Origin of the sequence: Neptuniibacter sp. QD48_55 (genome assembly GCF_047778115.1) — a bacterium.
In the GTDB taxonomy this organism is placed as follows: Bacteria; Pseudomonadota; Gammaproteobacteria; order Pseudomonadales; family Balneatricaceae; genus Neptuniibacter.
This window is the reverse complement of sequence record NZ_CP180555.1, coordinates 174,555-193,392: the sequence shown is the minus strand read 5'-3', so window position 1 is coordinate 193,392 and position 18,838 is coordinate 174,555. Positions and strand designations below refer to the sequence as shown.

At 46.1% G+C, this 18,838-nt stretch carries 16 protein-coding genes; 7 read left to right on the top strand and 9 right to left on the bottom strand.

All coding sequences use genetic code 11. From position 1 onward, the window contains the following. Positions 1-15: 15 nt before the first annotated feature. Positions 16-1,338, bottom strand: coding sequence for a signal recognition particle-docking protein FtsY (gene ftsY / locus ACMXYW_RS00855; protein WP_415899792.1), 1,323 nt, complete (start codon positions 1,336-1,338; stop codon positions 16-18). Between the two features lie 60 nt (positions 1,339-1,398). Next, the gene (locus tag ACMXYW_RS00850; RefSeq protein ID WP_415883120.1) at positions 1,399-1,533 is read right to left on the bottom strand and encodes a hypothetical protein; all 135 of its coding nucleotides are present in this window, start codon (positions 1,531-1,533) and stop codon (positions 1,399-1,401) included. Positions 1,534-1,647: 114 nt separating this feature from the next. On the opposite strand from ACMXYW_RS00850, the gene ACMXYW_RS00845 reads away from it, so the two are divergent. After that, positions 1,648-2,841: a hypothetical protein gene (locus ACMXYW_RS00845; RefSeq protein ID WP_415899791.1), complete on the top strand. Its 1,194-nt coding sequence runs from the start codon at positions 1,648-1,650 to the stop codon at positions 2,839-2,841. A 10-nt stretch (positions 2,842-2,851) separates the two neighbouring features. Then, entirely contained in the window at positions 2,852-3,466 is a 615-nt protein-coding gene (gene rsmD, locus ACMXYW_RS00840) for a 16S rRNA (guanine(966)-N(2))-methyltransferase RsmD (protein ID WP_415904882.1), read from the top strand. A gap of 8 nt (positions 3,467-3,474) precedes the next feature. Here rsmD and ACMXYW_RS00835 read toward each other — a convergent pair whose 3' ends face one another. Then, positions 3,475-4,728 (bottom strand): M48 family metallopeptidase, encoded by a 1,254-nt coding sequence (locus ACMXYW_RS00835; protein ID WP_415904881.1) that lies wholly within the window; start codon positions 4,726-4,728, stop codon positions 3,475-3,477. Positions 4,729-4,927: 199 nt separating this feature from the next. On the opposite strand from ACMXYW_RS00835, the gene coaD reads away from it, so the two are divergent. After that, on the top strand, positions 4,928-5,407 hold the full coding sequence (gene coaD, locus ACMXYW_RS00830) for a pantetheine-phosphate adenylyltransferase (RefSeq protein WP_415886550.1): 480 nt from the start codon (positions 4,928-4,930) through the stop codon (positions 5,405-5,407). Positions 5,408-5,437: 30 nt separating this feature from the next. Next, complete coding sequence (locus tag ACMXYW_RS00825; protein ID WP_415899788.1) at positions 5,438-5,686, top strand: YfhL family 4Fe-4S dicluster ferredoxin; 249 nt, start codon at positions 5,438-5,440, stop codon at positions 5,684-5,686. Between the two features lie 72 nt (positions 5,687-5,758). Here ACMXYW_RS00825 and ACMXYW_RS00820 read toward each other — a convergent pair whose 3' ends face one another. Genes ACMXYW_RS00820 through ACMXYW_RS00805 form a run of 4 tightly spaced genes read right to left on the bottom strand, consistent with a single transcriptional unit; the run spans position 5,759 to position 12,152 of the window. Then, positions 5,759-8,590, bottom strand: a complete 2,832-nt coding sequence (locus ACMXYW_RS00820; protein WP_415904880.1) for a DUF6701 domain-containing protein — start codon at positions 8,588-8,590, stop codon at positions 5,759-5,761. Between the two features lie 12 nt (positions 8,591-8,602). Further along, the gene (locus ACMXYW_RS00815; RefSeq protein WP_415904879.1) at positions 8,603-9,124 is read right to left on the bottom strand and encodes a DUF501 domain-containing protein; all 522 of its coding nucleotides are present in this window, start codon (positions 9,122-9,124) and stop codon (positions 8,603-8,605) included. A 47-nt stretch (positions 9,125-9,171) separates the two neighbouring features. Continuing rightward, entirely contained in the window at positions 9,172-11,250 is a 2,079-nt protein-coding gene (gene recG / locus ACMXYW_RS00810; RefSeq protein WP_415905899.1) for an ATP-dependent DNA helicase RecG, read from the bottom strand. Beyond that, on the bottom strand, positions 11,247-12,152 hold the full coding sequence (locus ACMXYW_RS00805; protein WP_415883112.1) for a hydrogen peroxide-inducible genes activator: 906 nt from the start codon (positions 12,150-12,152) through the stop codon (positions 11,247-11,249). The genes recG and ACMXYW_RS00805 overlap by 4 nt, the downstream gene beginning before the upstream one ends. A gap of 53 nt (positions 12,153-12,205) precedes the next feature. On the opposite strand from ACMXYW_RS00805, the gene ACMXYW_RS00800 reads away from it, so the two are divergent. Then, positions 12,206-13,072 (top strand): SDR family oxidoreductase, encoded by an 867-nt coding sequence (locus ACMXYW_RS00800; RefSeq protein WP_415904878.1) that lies wholly within the window; start codon positions 12,206-12,208, stop codon positions 13,070-13,072. Between the two features lie 67 nt (positions 13,073-13,139). After that, positions 13,140-14,654, top strand: coding sequence for a diguanylate cyclase domain-containing protein (locus ACMXYW_RS00795; protein WP_415904877.1), 1,515 nt, complete (start codon positions 13,140-13,142; stop codon positions 14,652-14,654). Positions 14,655-14,694: 40 nt separating this feature from the next. Here ACMXYW_RS00795 and ppk1 read toward each other — a convergent pair whose 3' ends face one another. Continuing rightward, a complete protein-coding gene (gene ppk1, locus ACMXYW_RS00790) occupies positions 14,695-16,845 on the bottom strand; it encodes a polyphosphate kinase 1 (protein WP_415905898.1) in 2,151 nt (716 codons plus the stop codon). Positions 16,846-16,891: 46 nt separating this feature from the next. Beyond that, complete coding sequence (gene hemB / locus ACMXYW_RS00785) at positions 16,892-17,902, bottom strand: porphobilinogen synthase (RefSeq protein ID WP_415904876.1); 1,011 nt, start codon at positions 17,900-17,902, stop codon at positions 16,892-16,894. 185 nt (positions 17,903-18,087) lie between these two features. Between hemB and elbB the strand changes: the two genes are divergently transcribed. Continuing rightward, entirely contained in the window at positions 18,088-18,738 is a 651-nt protein-coding gene (elbB, locus tag ACMXYW_RS00780; protein ID WP_415897323.1) for an isoprenoid biosynthesis glyoxalase ElbB, read from the top strand. Positions 18,739-18,838 lie beyond the last annotated feature (100 nt).

Here is an 18,838-nt window from a genome sequence, read left to right as displayed (position 1 = left end):
AATTCCTTTCACGACTTAATCAAATAGCGCGTCTACAAATTCCTGAGATTTGAATGGACGAAGATCATCAATCTGCTCGCCAACACCAATAAAGCGGATCGGTAGGTCCATCTGTTTAGCGATAGCGAATATCACGCCACCTTTGGCAGTACCATCCAGCTTAGTTAGGGAGATGCCTGTCACGCCAACACTGTCTTTAAAGATCTTCGCTTGGCTCAAAGCATTTTGACCAGTACCGGCATCAAGAACCAACATCACTTCATGCGGCGCTTCTGGAGAGAGTTTCTGCGTTACACGGACAACTTTTTCCAGCTCTTGCATTAGGTTGTCTTTATTCTGCAGACGACCTGCTGTATCAGCGATCAATACATCAACGCCTTTAGCCTGAGCTGATTGCACCGCATCGTAAATAACAGATGCAGAATCAGCACCGGTGTGCTGTGCCACAACAGGAACATCGTTGCGCTCACCCCATACCTGCAACTGCTCAACAGCCGCCGCACGGAACGTATCACCTGCAGCTAACATCACTGACTTACCTTCGCTCTGGAAGCGTTTCGCCAACTTACCAATCGTAGTTGTTTTACCTACGCCGTTTACCCCTACCATCAGGATAACGTAAGGCTTGTTATTACATTCTACTTTTAACGGCTCTTCAGAGCGGTGTAGCAGGCTCGCAAGTTCCTCTTTAAGCGCCTCTTGTAATGCTTGCGCATCGCCTAGCTGTTTACGTTCTACCTTATCGGTTAGACGCTGGATAATGTCAGATGTCGCTTCAACACCAACATCAGCCATCAATAGAAGGGTTTCGATCTCTTCTAACAGATCATCATCGATCTCTTTCGCACCAAGGAAAAGGTTACCCAGCTGCTCCGTTAGGTTCGCCTTGGTCTTGCTCAAACCAGATTTAATACGTGAGAAGAAACCTTTTTTCTCTTGTTTCTCTTCAACAGGCTTTTCTACAGGCGCTGGAACTGGTGCTTCCACTTCTGGCTCGACCTGAGGTTCGTCAGCCACTTCAGCTACAGGCTCTGCTGCTGGCGCTTCTTCCGCAGGTTGTAATTCTTGTGCAGGCTCAACGGCTTCTGAAGATTCAACCACAGTTTCAACGGCTGCTTCTCCAACTGGCTGCTCAACCGGAGCCTCTTCCTGAACTTCTTCTTTAACAGCTACAGGCGCTGATTCTTGAGCGGCCGCGGCAGGTTCAGCAACAGGCTGCTCAGGCGCAGGCGCTGCGGCCTCAACTTCAACCTTCTCAACATCCTGTTCTTGAGTCTGCAGATTCTTTTCTTCTTCCGCAGGCTTACCACCGAACATGGATTTCAATTTCTTAAACATTTAACTTCCTCATACAGCCGCCAATGATTCGGCCACTGGTTGATATAATTCTGCACTTATTTATTCAGCTGAGTCGTCGCTACTCAAATAGCGATAGATTCCCGCAAGCACTAATGCGGTGATCACAACACCTGCGTAAGCGATGTAATCAGTATTCCAGCCTTCGGTAACAAACCATTTTTGTAAACTCAGCATGATTTTCCGTTCTCATACGGCATATTATTTGGGTGATAATGGCCAATAAAATCCAGCAGTCCACCCACAAAGTCTGGTATCTTATCACAGTGATTTGGTACAGAGACTACCCTTATGACAAATGAATACCGTCCCCTGTTTAATCGTAAATATTTGATCGGCCTCGTATGGTTCAGTTTGATCGCCATTATGATCCTTTCATCTATGGGACCAGGGGCAGTCAAATACCATGACATCGAGTCAAATGAGGCACGAACACTCAGCTGGATGGAGTTAGATGATCAGCCGATTACGCTGGTTTTACTGCTGCCTACGCGCCCTGCTTTTAACTCGACTCAGCGACAACTGCAGCAGCTTCAAAGTCAGATTTTACAACAGCGCTTAAATGCACTGGCTAACCCGACTTATAGCTACCACGTTCTACCTCGCCAGGACCGCATCGAAGTTACGCTTCGCTGGTCTTCAACGCAAGAATTACCTGACCTGAAATCGATCTGGAGCGCGCTAAGTCAACCGGTCGAAAGTGCTCGTTGGCAGGATCAACTTAAAACCATTCAGGCGCGCCAATATCTAGATGGCCAAAACAGCGAACAGCAGATCATTAATCACTTTTATGAGCGCTTGCAGCCAAGCAATCGCATGACAGTGTTGGGCAACCTCAGTCGCAGCTTTAACATCATGTTCCAAAACCCACGCTTTGCATTGAGTGGTGAAGGGGCTGAAGATCTCGTTTCAGCAATTGAAGATAGCCTTCCGCAACAGCAAAGTGATCAAAACGCAGCGCTGATTTCAGCCAGCCCTCAGTTTATCCAGCACGGTGAAAGTACGGATCAACGCTTCCGCTTATTGGTTGGTACGCTCATTCCCGCTCGCGACTCGAAAGATTTCGTCCAAGAGAGGTTAAGCGCTCAAGTTCTTCAAGACCTGCTTAGTCAACAACAAACACAGTACAATCTTAATTTCCGAATGCTTTGGGCCGCTCTGAGTGATACCGGTTACCGTGCGCTGATTATTGATGGTGTGCAAAATCCAGGTCCAGTATTGCCCCAGCTTAGTCAGATGATTACCGAAGATCTGGTAGAAAAAAGCCAACAGAACTTAGCGTCTCAATGGCATGACAATATGCGCGATATCGCTAACCAAGTTCAAGCACTTAATCTGATTGCGTTCTACCGTTTGCCGGAAGACACATTGGAGACCTATGCGGAGCAGGTTTTAGATCAAGATACCGATCAAGTAATCGAACTCGCGCGCAAAGCCTTACAGGCAGATAAACAAATCAGTATCCTTCAATCTCCCTCGCTTTAAAGGAAAGACCATGGGCCGTCGCAACCCTCCTCGCAAACAGGCGAATAAGACAGATACCCCCCGTTCGCAACTACGTATTATCGGTGGCGAATGGCGTGGCCGAAAGATAGAGTTTTTTACCGTCGATGGTTTACGCCCTACACCGGACAGAGTAAGAGAAACCTTATTTAACTGGATTCAATCCTCGGTGCCGGGTGCGCAATGCTTAGACTTATTCAGCGGTAGTGGTGCACTTGGTCTGGAAGCTTTATCTCGTGGCGCTGGCAGTATGACCTTTATCGATCTAAACCCGACCACGTCCAGAAAGTTGAAAGACAATATCCAGTTTTTAAAGTGTCAGAATGCCGAAGTCGTTCAGGCCAATGTACTTGAGTGGCTACAAAGCAGAAAAACTGATTGCGAGCAGCGTTATGACTTGGTGTTCCTAGATCCGCCTTTCCGCCAGGATCTTATCGCGCCGTGCTGCGAATTACTGGAAGCGCACAACCTGTTATCAGAAAACGCTCTTATTTACGTTGAAAGCGAGTCAGAACTACATCACCCACAGATACCTAGTCACTGGCATGAGCATAGACAAAAAACGGCAGGCCAAGTGACCTACCGTTTGTATATGCGTAATAGTTAGCCAGTGAACTAATAAGCTGGCTGTACGTCGTCTAGGTAGAAGCTAGCTTCATATTTTTTCAGATCATTCACATGTAGATCTTTCGGGAATTCAAAGCGGGCAGCAAATACCTGCCCCGGTTTGATATAACCTTTAACGTGATCAACATAACGTTCAATCTTGCCATTACGTTTTAGGTACATCCCCATCACCATATCTTTTAGAACCGGCCCTTGCACTGCATAACGCCAACGAGTTTCTAGCACATGGTTACCGGCTTTACGTGAAGACTCTAACTTCAAACCATTCTGCACTGCTTTTACAAAACGCGCTTGATTCTGCTGGCGACGCTCCTCTACTTTAGCTTCCTGATGCTGAACATAAGCCCCGAGTGCTGTAGAGAGCAAAGCAGCAACGCCACCGCCGTCACCTGCGGCTACCTCATTGCTATTTTTGCGCCACAGCACATTATTATCCAACAACTGAGCTGAGCGAGGGTTAATATGGCCTTTGCGGTAATAAGGCATTACAGCCTTACCGACTTTATAAGCCTCTTTATAACGTTCAGCATTTACAGGGTGATCATGATGGAAAAGGGCTCGGGCATTACCTTCCGCAGCATACTTCCTTTGCCAAATACGGCTAGCCGCTAGAGGATCATAACCAGCCAATGCAGCGTACAAGATACCAATGCGATCAGCCTCACGTTCACTTTCATGGGTAAAAGCAGCTTTGTAACCACTACGACGCGCGGAATTCGAACCGGCTAATGCACTGATCTGAGCATGTGTCTGGCGTTCATAGACGTGGTTCGCCACTGTATGTGCGATCTCATGGGCAACAACTGCAGCCAATTCTGCGTCGTCTTTAAGATCAGTCATCAACTTAGAGTGCACGACAATATAAGTGCCCCCAGTGGTGAATGCGTTAAAAGAATCGCGCTTGATCAGGATAGGTTCCCAGCGCTCATTTTTGAGATGAGAGATCTGATGAATACGGTCAAATATTCGCACCAAGCGTAGGTATTGGCTACGACTCACTGCAGCATTTACGGGTCTCTTATGCTTCTTCTCATTGGCAATGATTTTTTCAACATAGGCGTTACCCTGCTGAATTTGAGCAGAGCGATTCGTCATACTCAAACTGCGCTGTCCTGTGACTCTATCCTTTTCACTGACAGATTCAGCAACTTGATAAAGCCCTCTATCCACCTTTTGTAAGGTCTGACAGCCTGCTAGCCCAAGAACAAACGCGAATACAGCACAAATACGCAACCAAGACATCTTTGTAATACCCTTAAAACCTATATAGTTATTAGTAATAAAAAATAAATTTCTTATAACCGATACAAATCAAACCATTCCATTATAGTATTTGTACCGCCCGTGCAATTCAGATAATATGCCGCACTTGCTAAACTGCTATTTTATTAGGCCTGAACAATATAGGCACTAATTAGACATCAACTGCTGTGAACCAGATATGAATACAGCCGTATACCCAGGAACATTCGATCCAATCACCAATGGTCATTCGGATCTAATTGAGCGTGCATCTAAACTTTTCGATAAAGTTGTTGTTGCTATCGCCGAAAGCCCTAAGAAGCGACCACTGCTGGAATTAGAAACTCGAGTAGCTTTGGTAGCCGAGGTAACTGCACACCTCGACAATGTAGAAATTGTCGGCTTTGATTGTCTACTAGCAGAGTTACTAGAGCAACAGAACGCAAATATTATTCTACGTGGATTACGTGCTGTTTCGGATTTTGAGTACGAGTTTCAACTCGCAGCGATGAACCGACATCTAGCACCGAACGTAGAAAGTATATTTTTAACACCAGCGGAACATTTATCTTTCGTTTCCTCCACGCTGATCAGAGAGATCTCCAGCCTGGGCGGGGATGTAAGCAAATTTGTTCATCCGTCGGTGTCCAAGGCCCTGATTGAGCACCAGCGCCTGTAAATTTACTTTTATGACAGTGAGGTAGTCATCATGGCATTGATCATTACTGACGAATGTATCAACTGTGACGTATGTGAGCCGGAATGTCCGAACGAGGCCATCTCTCCGGGTGACGAAATTTATGAGATTGAACCATCTAAATGTACTGAGTGCGTAGGCCACTACGATACTCCTCAGTGTGTTGAAGTTTGCCCAGTTGACTGTATCCCTAAAGATCCAGATCACGAAGAAACTGAAGCAGAACTTATGGAAAAATATAAGGCTCTGACTGGTTCATAAGACCGGTATTCAGAATTAAAAAAAGCAGGCATTAGCCTGCTTTTTTATTGGATCATTTCCAGCTTCCCAGCATTATTGAAAACGTTCCTGCCAAAAGATCATTCGATCATTACCACGGGCACGGCCAAAAGTGATAATCGCATCAGGCACACTAATGTCGTTAGCATTACCATCCTGATCCCAATCGTATCGTAGCCAATCATCGATCGAGGTCAGACCTATAGGGAAGTAACCGGTATTGTCATTCCCGCCAGTGCCTGCACCTGGAGCCGTAAATATCAGGCTGAAATCCCCCGAGGCCGCATCACTATTTGTGCCATTGATGCTTAAATTGCCTACAGTGCTACCATCACCCACAGTCACAGTTCGATCTGCAGTGACACTGCTAATTGGATTTCCGTCATAGCTTATGTTCGCTAATGGAATAGTTGCACAACTATCATCAGTGTTACGTACAAATGTCGTGCCGTCCCAATACTGAACTTCAAATGGCACGGGAAGGTCTTGTGTTTCCGGGCCATGTACTGAGCTAATGCTAACCCGCCCATACAAAATCGTTAATGGATCACCCACCTCAATGGACTGACAACTGCCTGAACAATCCCCTGAACTATCAACCGACATGTTTTTTAAACTACCCAAAAAGTCACGACTATCTGGTTCTGATTCAAGACTAAGCCCCAGCTGCAAACCATAAAAGGGACCATCAGGCAGACCTGCATTTCCGCCATTGCGTGTAAAGATCACATTTTTTAATTCATTATCTGAAGCACTGGTTCGATCAATAACGCCTGACTCCCAACCGGAAAGCGACTCCGACACTACTATCCGATCACTCAAATCAATACCATCATCATTATTCTCAGCTTTAACCACTAAGGAACCGGTGCCTATGGTGTAAAGAACCAAATCGTAATTTTCAGTTATTTCTTCATTGAGCGCTCGAGCTTCCACCCTATATTCAAATGCGTTGAAAGGTTCCTGCATGTAAGTAAAACTGCCAACAGCAGAACAAGCCGCCGTTACACCATCATCACTCATCACAAAGTGATCTGGATAAAATCGACCTATTTTTGTCGCTACACTCTGAATATCATCAGCCTCAAGATAAGAGGATAAATTTGCCATCAGGTTCATGCTACCCACCTCATCATAGTTAAGCGTTGCGGTAACATCTGCCCCATTGCGATTACTAAAAGTATCCAACAAAGGAGTAACTGTTCCTGATAATATCCCTGGACTTCCATCAGCTGGGGTAAATGATTCGACACTGAGGCTTACTGTACCAGTGAAGTTTGGTGTAATGCCGTTATCAGTAACATCAGCATCACCGTCAGGGATACCATTTGTATCCGCATCATCCTCGGCTTGGTATAGGTAAGCATTGATATCGACAGTAAAATCGCTACCCGCCGAGGTAAATGCATCACCACCGGTTTCATCACCACCTGAGTTAGCCGTACCTGATGCATCTATTTCAGGGAAACCAAATCCAAATGGACGTACAACAAATAGATTCGAATTACCTATCATTACCGCACTTGTATCTGGAACGGTATAACTCGCCTGTAACTGCATCTCACCAGCATCATTGTAGTTAAGACGTAAAGGCGCCTTAGAATCGGTATCAAAGGTCATATCAACAGATTTAAATGTTTCTGGTGTACCGGCATTGAGGTCTACCTCGGGGTTACTGCTACTTTGAACATTAAAGGTACGCCCCGAAACACATGAGGTTGGGTTATTACATTGAGCTGCCAGATTAATCGACAGGGTAGTTCCATTAGGGAAAGCAGCCTGGCACACACTAGGATCAGCTGTAGTAGCCTCAACGGCCTGAAGATAGAGGCTAGTAGCTCCAAAACCTGCATCCGATGCTTTACCTGCAATCTGAGTCGGTATGATTTCTGCCCCAGCACCATCAATAAAACGGAAGCCAGCGAGGGTGAAAGTAATATTAGGATCATCAGCTGCTACCCAACTACCACTATTCTCAGTGATAGAGCCATCCGAAACGTTGAAACCAAAGGTCTCGCTCGTACCACTCAAGACGGGATGAGCAAACTGCAATACAGCACTTTGTGAACCCGAAGCAAAGGTAAAAGTTGCTACGCCATCATCAGCACTACCATTATCAAATGCAGATGTACCACTCACTGCACCCACCCAATTACCTTTACCTGATGTGGCGGCAATTGTCATGGATGCACTACCTGCATCGACAGCGCTATGAGAACTATCGTGGGCGGTGATGGTGATATTCTCAATTAAGCAGGTAACACCTGTTTCATCGTGAAATATAGAATAATGATCCACATCCGATTCATCACCATCATTACTGGATCCAGGAGTCGGATCACCTACCTCTTCAAAATCCCCACTTCCATTTGGCTTACGTGCAAAGATGACCTTATTGCTTCCACCACCCGATAGCTCATTAGAGCATGAATCCGGTACATCCCAATATTGAGCTTTCTTACAATTATCCTTACAGAAATGCACATAATCTAAAACAAGATCATCTGCATCGATGAGTGCGACTTCCCACTCATTGGAGTTCAAGGTCTGTGCCGAACTAAGATATTCAACCGGATTATAAACAGTGATGCCATTATCAGCAGGAGAAGAGAACTTATCGAAGGAACCAATCAAAAAGTTCCCAACGCCATATGATACACAGGAAGGTGTTTTCCCTCCTTCATTAGTACATAAGCGCCAACCAGCAACGTCAACAGGTTCAGAGCCTATCAAAATTGTTTCGACATATTTTATTGGCCCAGCAGTACCTTGGGGCACAAGTTCGTTTATTCGTCCTGACGGATCGCTATGGCATACTGCGGCATGAAGAAGAACAGGCTGTAGCAGAGCAACTATTAGCAGGGATATTCTATAAACGAACTTCATTAGGATATTTACCTAAATTAATGCAGAAGCAATTTTTGAATGTAATTCATAACGTTCATCTAAAACTCTACCAATCGCACTTCCTTGAGCTAGGTGATAAGCATACTGCATATGGAGACAGCGGATTTTGTCCCACTGGGAAATTCCACCAATCCCATACTTACTGTACAACGGTGTAAAACCTAATTCTTCGATACGCTGCTTTTGCTCTTCAGACGCTGATGCCCAACGAAGATCGACATAACGCTGCTGATCCGCTAAGTGCTCAGCACAAAGTTCTTCGTTATCCATCAATTCTTGTTCTAACTCTTTAACGGCACCTGCAGTTTCTATCTCAGCGATGGCTTGATAGATATCCTTACTGGCCATCCAATAAAGCGTTGGGAAAGGTTTATCATCAACCAACAGATCCATCTGCAACACTAATGGAACCTCTTGATCATTTTGTACAGCAATACCGGCTAAACCGCGCGGTTCACGACCCAACTGCTGTCGAATAATTTCTAACTGCTTTTCACTGGGTGAAATCAACACTACTACTCTCTATCTGTGACAAGCGAATAAATCGATTAATCTATTTATTATACATTACCGTAGTCTTCACCACGGCCCAGCCAACGTTCAACTAAGGAATCTGCAAAATCAGGCCATTCTTGCATCTGGCCCGCCACCATCTTAACCCGGGTTAACAGATCTGAATCTCGTTGCAGATCGGCCATTTTAAACTGCATAGTTCCAGTCTGCCGGGTACCTAAAACCTCACCTGGCCCACGTAACTGCAGATCTTTTTCCGCGATTTTAAAACCATCAGTGGTTTCGCGCATCACGGTTAAACGCTCACGTCCCTGATTGGATAAAGGCGCGTGATACATCAACACACAAAAGCTCTCTACAGAGCCTCGGCCCACTCGACCACGTAGCTGGTGCAGCTGCGCTAACCCTAAACGCTCGGGGTTCTCTATGATCATCACACTGGCATTAGGAACATCTACACCTACTTCAATGACCGTTGTCGCGACTAAAAGGTCCAACTCCGCGGCTTTAAACTGCTGCATAATTTCAGCTTTTTCAGCCGGTTTCATACGACCATGAACTAAACCTATACGAAGTTCAGGAAGCGCTACTTTCAAATCCTCAGCAGTAACTTCTGCCGCTTGGCATTGCAGAGCTTCGGATTCTTCGATCAGAGTACAGACCCAGTAAACTTGACGCTTTTCAGCGCAGGCTTTTTGTACGCGCTGAATAACTTCGTCGCGGCGACTATCAGAGATCACTACGGTACTCACAGGTGTTCGACCCGGTGGCAGCTCATCGATAATAGAGCAGTCTAGGTCAGCGTAAGCACTCATGGTTAGCGTTCGCGGAATCGGCGTAGCGGTCATAATCAACTGGTGCGGCGCTAATTCACCATTACGCCCTTTTTCACGCAGTGACAGCCGTTGATGCACACCAAAGCGGTGCTGCTCATCTATCACTACTAAACCTAGATCGGAGAAGACGACTTCTTCTTGAAAGAGCGCATGCGTCCCAACAACCACACGTGCCTCACCTGTTCTAATCGCTTCTAGTTGCGCCTGCCTTTGCTTACCTTTGAGCTTACCTGCCAACCACGCAACTTTGATATCCAGCGACTCTAACCAGTTACTGAAGTTGATAAAGTGCTGTTCGGCCAAAATCTCGGTCGGCGCCATAATCGCAGCTTGCAGACCACTCTCTACTGTTTGCAAAGCAGCTAATGCCGCCACGACCGTTTTACCTGAGCCCACATCGCCCTGCACTAAACGCAGCATAGGATAAGCTTGCGCAAGATCGTTGGCGATATCATTGCCTACACGCTGTTGCGCGCCAGTTAACGGGAACGGTAGCTGATCTAAAAAGGCTTGTTTAAGTTGTCCTGTTCCCGGCAGTTCAGGCGCACCTTTTTGACGTGCTTTTTGACGTAATTTCAACAAAGAGAGGTGATGAGCGAGTAGCTCTTCAAACGCCAAACGGCGCTGAGCAGGGTGCATACCGTCCAACAAAAGGTGCTGGTCTACATCGACTGGAGGGCGATGAAGATAAGCGACAGCATCATTCAAACTTGGGAACTGCCAGCCTTGTCGCAATTGATCAGGCACAAGCTCTTGCAGGCCACCCTCTTTCAGATAGTTAAGCGCTTGATCAGTCAGAGCTCGTAAACGTCCCTGATGCAGACCTTCTGTGGTTGGATAGATCGGCGTTAGGTTCTCTTCTACTGGCACCAAATCATCGTTATCCACCCGCTTATATTCAGGATGGACGATCTCCAAACCATTTGCACCGGTACGTGCTTCACCAAAGCAGCGAATACGAGTACCAGGTTTTAAGTTATTTTTCTGAGCAGCTGTGAAATGAAAGAAACGTAGCGTTAGTGACCCCGTGCCATCTTGAATACGGCACAATAAACTGCGGCGGCGACCTTTGCTGATATCCGCCAGCTTCACCTCGCCCTCAACCACGCACTCATCACCAGGACGTAGCGCCCCCATAGGCACAATACGCGTGCGATCTTGGTAACGCAGAGGCAGATGAAACAATAGATCCTGTAGATTTTGAATACCAAGGTTATTCAGCTTCTGCTCTAACGCAGCGCCAACACCTTTTAACTCTGTGACAGGAATCGCAGCAAGCAACAAACTTATTTACCGCCTGCAGGATCAAAAGAGGCAATCGCTTCAACCAACACATCGATCGCTTGCGGACGTGGAAAGCTAGCACGCCAAGCCACCCCAACCGTGCGTTCTGGAACTGGTTCTTGGAAAGGTCGTGTTACTACCATCTCTGATTTACCCGTTCCATATACAGCGGATTGCGGAAGTACCGAGCAACCTAAGCCAGAACCAACCATCATACGGATAGTCTCTAGAGAGCTACCCTCGGTAATCGTATGTTGAGTATTAATCGCTTGATTCAACGTTGGGCAGGATTCTAATACCTGATCCCTAAAACAATGCCCTTCGCCCAATAACAACAGCGGGGTATTAGGTAGATCTTCACTATTAATCTTTTTCTGCTGAGCCCAAGGGTGGCCCACTGGCATCAGCATTTCGAAATGCTCATCGTATAGAGGGCGCGTCAGAATATCCGGTTCTTGGAATGGCAGCGCTAATATAATTGCATCCAGCTCACCGTTACGGATCTTAACTCGCAGGTTCTCAGTGAAGTTCTCTTCGATATACAGCGGCATATCAGGCGCAAGCTTTTGCACCTGAGAAACCAGATGAGGGAATAAGTAAGGTCCAATGGTGTAGATCGCGCCTACGCGAAGTGGGCTTTTCAGCTGATCTTTGCCCTCAAGCGCCAGATCTTTGATGGTATCGGCTTGCTCAAGCACGCGCTGCGCCTGTTGCACCACTTTATCACCTACAGGTGTGACGCGAACCGAGTTTTTACTGCGTTCAAACAGTGGTACACCCAACTCATCTTCAAGCTTTTTGACCGCTATAGACAAAGTAGGCTGACTGACAAAGCACTTTTCAGCCGCATGACCAAAATGCTGTTCTCTCGCCAAGGTAACAATGTAACGCAATTCTGTAAGGGTCATCCGGCCTTATCCTTTGCTATGATAGGTCTGTGATTTTCGGAGGCTTAACCTGTATGCAACAAGCAACTATTCTCATCGTCGGCTGCGGCGATGTTGGCTCAACTCTTGGACAAATGTTATTAAATCAAGGGCATAAGGTATTTGGCCTACGTCGTAATATAAACCAGCTACCGCAAGGCATCCAAGGAATAAGCGCTGATCTCACAAATTTAGAGAATTTAAAAGCGGCTCTGGCGGAAATAGACGACTGTCATATCCTTGTCTACACAGCAGCGGCAAGCAGTCATGATGAAGAAGGTTACGAAGCAGCCTATGTGGCTGGCGTGCAAAACACCCTAAATGCACTACCCTCTAAACCTAAACATCTATTCTTCACATCCAGCAGCGGGGTTTACCACCAAAACGATAGTGATTGGGTGGATGAAACGAGCCCCTGCGAACCTAAATCTTTTAGTGGCAAGATCATGCTTAAAGGTGAACAACAGGTTTTAAGTGCTGATCTACCAAGTACAGTGGTTAGATTTAGCGGTATTTATGGCCCTGATAGAGGCTATCTTATTAATCGTGTAAGAGGAGGTGATATTGCCCCCGCAGAGCCTCTGCATTTTAGTAACCGTATTCACCGCGATGATTGCGCAGGCGTCTTAAATTTTTTGATTGCCAAAGTGCTTAACGGAGAAGCTATAGACCCTTGCTATCTAGCCAGTGATAGCAATCCGGTAACTATGCATGAGATCACCACTTGGATCGCAAAAGAAACCAAGAGTCAGATAACATCTGAAACTGTTTCGCGTCGCGCAGGCAGTAAGCGCTGTTCAAATAAACGCATCATTGAAGCGGGTTATCGCTTCAAATATCCTTCATATGTAGATGGTTACAGTGAATTAATAGATCTTGATCAAGAATCAGGCGATAAATAAAACTTAAGCTCCTGCATACTGTAGTTTTTGATACAATTGCGCGCTCAATTCAGCAGTATTCTATAGTATGCAGCAGTATCGCAATCTTATTCTTGGTTTTGTCCTGATCATTACCTTAATGACAGGTTTAGGCGGATTTAGCCTATACCATCTCAACAACATCTCTAAAGATGTAGACAACATCTACAACCACCCATTTGCTGTGAGCAATGCTGGGCAGTCGATACAGACCCTCGTGTTCGCAATGCACCGCGATATGAAAGATGTGGTGTTGGTAAAAGATCCAGATCAACTCAAAGCCACCCTCGAGCAAGTTCACCGCCAGGAGCAGCAAGTACTCAAACAGTTCGACATCATCTTTGAGCGTTTTTTGGGTAACAAAGTCACTATTAAGCAGGCCTACCAGACCTTTATTGAGTGGAAACCTATTCGTGACGAAGTAGCCCAGTTAGCTTTAGCTGGTGATACCGAGAAAGCGGCTGAGATTACTCGCGCCAAAGGTGCTCAGCACGTAGATCAACTACTTTCAGAAGTGCATGAATTCGTTCTCTTTGCCCAGAACAAAGCTAATCAGTTTCATAAGCAATCATCAAAAAACAGAGATCACTCCCTATCCGTGGTTGCGACCATCGGCTTTTTAACCATTGTGATCTCGCTTTTAATTGCAATTAAAGTTACACGCCTCATTCTTAATTCAAATAAAGCACTATCGCAACGAGAACACCTAATTGATCAGAACATCATGCTCGCTAACCTCGATCAGCAAGGTGTCATTATTGACGCCAGTAATGCCCTTTGCCGCTTTTTAGACACAACTAAAGAAGAGCTGGTTGGCAAGCAGAGTAATTTCTTTGATAACTCCGATAGCCATAGCATGCTGTCGGAGCAGATCTGGAAAACCATTAAGACCGGTAAAACTTGGCAAGGCGAGATCCGTCATATTAACGAAGATGGCTTAATGCATTGGGCCAACTCGCGAATTCTACCGAACATTAATGAGCGTTATGAGATAACTGGCTTTACCAATCTGTTGCAGGATTCCACCAGCAAAAAGCTATCAATCACCGATAAGCTCACCACACTACCCAACCGTCGTAGTTTTGAAGATGTGTTAGAGCGTGAAATAAAGCTCAGCTACCGTCATGGTACTGCGATAGCTTTGGCGATTTTGGATGTAGATTTCTTCAAGCTTTACAACGATACCTATGGTCACCCGCAAGGTGATAAAGCCCTGCGTGATGTTGCCAACTGCATCATTGGCTGCCTACGCAGACCTTCCGATTTTGCATTCCGCATCGGCGGTGAAGAGTTTGCAATCATCATCACAGAGCAAGATGCAGCTAAAGCCCAAGCTTTCTTAGATCGTATTCGAGAAGAAGTGGAAGCGCTGCATATTCCTCACGAGAAGAGCACTGTCAGCGAATATGTCACTATATCTATAGGTGCCTATTGGAGTGCTGGCAATCAGATTTCTGATAAGAATGAACTCTACACAGAAGCGGATAAAGCGCTCTATCTAGCTAAGAACAACCGTAACGAACTGGTCGTTCATAACCATCAAAGCTATTTAAAGACAGCTTAACAGCCTTACTCCAAGAATAAGGCTGTTGAGCTAAAGGAGACTACTTAGCAAACTCTTCTAACAGTGTTTGCTGAGCAGAGAAGATCTCTTCTCCTTCTGCTGGTTGATTCTGAATATAACTGCCGTCCGCTTGCAATTCCCAGCTCTGGCAGTTGTCTTTCATATAGTAATCCAGCTCACGCTTTAATCTCTCACTATGCTTACCAAAAACTTGGAAGCCCGTTTCTACACGATTAAGCATGTTACGCTCCATCCAGTCGGCGCTGGCGCAGAACACTTCCGGTTTACCGTCATTACCAAAATAGTAAACGCGCGTATGCTCTAGGAATCGACCGATAATTGAGCGAACTTTGATATTTTCAGACAGCCCTTCAATGCCCGGACGTAAACGACACATACCACGAATAATCAGATCGATCTGAACACCCGCTGCAGCTGCTTCATATAGGGCACGGATCATCTTCGGCTCAGTCAGACCATTCACTTTCACCATGATATGACCCGGCTTACCCGACTTAGCTAAACGGGTTTCACGACGGATCAGTTCGATCATTTTAGAGTGCAACGTAAACGGTGCTGTGTATAACTTTTTCAGCTTTTGGATCTTACCCATACCCGTTAGCTGCTGGAAAACCTTGTGGACATCTTCGCCCACCTCTTGATCCGCAGTCAGGTAGCTGTAATCAGAATACAGACGCGCTGTACCGGAGTGATAGTTACCCGTACCTAGGTGAGAATAACGGACTAAGTGATTTTCCTCTTCTCGTACGATTAGCATCGCTTTAGCGTGGCACTTGTAACCAACCACCCCATACACAACCAAACAACCCGCCTCCTGCAAACGTGCTGCAAGGTGTAGGTTACTTTCTTCATCAAAACGAGCTCGAAGCTCGATGACAACAGTCACCTCTTTACCGCTGCGCGCTGCTTCCACCAGCGCATTAACGATATCGGATTTAACCCCAGTTCGATAAAGGGTCTGTTTTATCGCTACAACATCAGGATCTTTCGCCGCCTGACGCAACAGATCCACAACTGGCGTAAATGATTGGAATGGGTGCAACAGTAACTGGTCATTAGCTTTGAGCGCATCAAAAATATTGTCGCCTTTCAGCTTACCGGGAATACCCGGTGAAAAAGGTTTCCAACGCAGATCACTACGTTCGACCAGATCTCGAACTGCCATTAGACGAGTCAGGTTTACCGGACCATTTACACGATACGTCTGAGACTCATCCAGTTTGTATTCTTTCTGTAGGAAGGCGATCAACTCTTCAGGGGTACGCTGGTCCACCTCTAGCCTTACCGCATCACCGTATTTACGGGAGTGCAGCTCACCACGCAGGGTATTCGCTAAGTCTTCAACCTCTTCAACATCGAAGGTCATATCGGCATTACGGGTGATACGGAACTGGTAACAACCTTTAACCTTCATCCCTGGGAATAGCTCATCCGCAAATTCGTGGATAATCGAGGACAAGAAGATCAGGTTATCGCCGCCATCACAGAGATTATCTGGAAGACGGATCAAACGTGGTAATGAGCGCGGCGCCGGAATAATCGCCATGCCGGTTTCACGACCAAAGGCATCTTTACCATCCAGTTCAACGATAAAGTTAAGACTCTTATTCACCAAACGAGGGAATGGGTGTGACGGATCCAAACCAACAGGACTGATGACCGGTACAACACGATCATAGAAGTAAGACTGCACCCACTCTCTCTGCTCCGGCGTCCATAAGTGACGACGGATAAAGTGGATCTCTTCCTTTTCCAACTCTGGGAAGATCGTTTCATTCAGGATTTTATATTGACGATCAACAGTCAGGTGACAAATTTCGCTAATACGCTGCAACACCGTGCGTGGGTGCATCGCATCTGGACCTACTGCCTCACGACCGTATTTCAGCTGAGTCATCTGCTCAGCAACACGGATCTCGAAAAATTCGTCCAAGTTACTGGAGAAGATCAACAGGAACATCAACCGTTCTAGCAACGGGTGCTGCTCCTCTAAGGCTTGCTCGAGAACTCGGATATTAAACTGCAGATGGCTGAGTTCACGGTTGATATAGAGCTCCGGCACCTTCAGATCAACCGGTGTTTCCTCTACCTCTTGCTCTGTTGTTGCAACATTTTCACGGCTCTCTAATAACGCCGCTGCTGCTTCGCTCTGTTCCGCTGATTCAACCATCACGCTGTTTTCTCTCCCTAATTCTTTAACGACTACAGAATAAAGTTTAGTCGTTTAATATCTGTGCGACGCGTTTCGCAAAATATGTCAGTACGCCATCAGCCCCAGCACGTTTAAACGCCAACAGGGATTCAAGCATTACGCTACGCTCGTCTAACCAACCATTTTGGAAAGCAGCCACATGCATCGCATATTCACCACTCACCTGATAAACATAGGTTGGTGCTTTTAATTCATCTTTAACTCGGCGAACGATATCCAGATACGGCATACCCGGTTTTACCATCACCATATCTGCACCTTCCGCTAGATCCAGTGACACTTCGTGTAGCGCTTCATCACTGTTAGCAGGGTCCATCTGGTAACTAAACTTGTTACCTTTACCAATGTTCGCCGCAGAACCCACTGCATCACGGAAAGGCCCATAGTAAGCACTTGCATACTTAGCGGAGTACGCCATGATCAATGTATTTACAAAGCCATTACTTTCCAGCTCGTCACGGATACCACCGATACGGCCATCCATCATGTCACTTGGTGCAACAATATCAGCACCCGCTTCGGCGTGAGATACCGCCTGCTGGATCAAGGTATCAACCGTGCGATCATTCAGCACATAACCATTTTCATCGATAATGCCGTCCTGCCCGTGAGTCGTGAATGGGTCCAGTGCAACATCGGTCATGATTCCCATCTCTGGGCACGCATCTTTGATTGCTTTCACTGCACGCTGAGCAAGGCCATCTGGATTATAGGCTTCTTCTGCCAACTCAGATTTCGCATCCATCGGTGTTACAGGGAACAACGCCATCGCAGGCACACCTAAAGAAGCAAGCTCTTTAGCTTCTTTTACCAGCAAATCGATACTCATACGCTCGACGCCAGGCATAGACGCGACTTGCTCAGTTTGATTTTGACCTTCAATCACAAAGACTGGATAGATCAGATCATCAGGCGTTAAAAGGCTCTCTCGCATTAGACGACGGGAAAAATCACTGGCACGCATACGACGCATACGTGTTTCTGGGTAAAAGCGCTGGCTGTTATTAAAGGACACGGCATCTTCCTTAGGTTACAAGATGAATATGACAGAAAACGATGACAAGCTCATGACAGCCTAGAGGTCAGGCTAAAAATTAAGTAACTTTTTGTCACCATAGTAATACAACTGATCTTATCGTACTCTGCATACAAAAGGGTATGATCAAACTCATATCACTGTAGATTAAGGAGCCTGAAAGCATGAAGAAAATTGCAGTAATTCTATCTGGTTGCGGCGTATACGATGGCGCAGAAATTTACGAGTCGGTTCTGACTTTGCTACAGATCGCTGAACGCGGTGCTAGTTCACAGTGTATGGCACCGAATATCGAGCAGATGCACGTTATTAATCACCTTACTGGCGAAGAAGCCGGTGAAACACGTAACGTTTTAGTTGAAGCAGCGCGTTTAGCGCGTGGTGAAATTATCGATCTTGCAACAGCCAATGCCGAAGATTACGACGCGTTGATTATTCCAGGTGGTTTTGGTGCAGCGAAAAACTTATCTGACTTCGCAGTAAAAGGTCCTGAGTGCTCAGTAAACCCTGATGTAATTAACTTTACTCAAGCGATGCATAAAGCAGGTAAGCCAGTTGGTTTAATCTGTATTGCCCCAGCAATGACACCTATCCTATTTGGTGAAGGCGCTACTTGTACGATCGGTAATGATGCTGATACGGCAGCGGCGATTGAAGCGATGGGCGGTAAACACCAAGACTGCGGTGTTAGCGAGATCGTGATCGATTCCGAGCGTAAAGTGGTGACAACTCCAGCATACATGTTGGCAGGCTCAATTACCGAAGCAGCATCAGGTATCCGCAAGCTAGTGGATGAAGTGCTTGAACTAGCTTAAGTAAGAATCACTGACAGAAGAAAGCGGCGATGTTTATTCGCCGCTTTTTTATGCTTCTTTCTTGGCTTCCTTAAAGCTTACATTCTGCCCTTAAACCTAT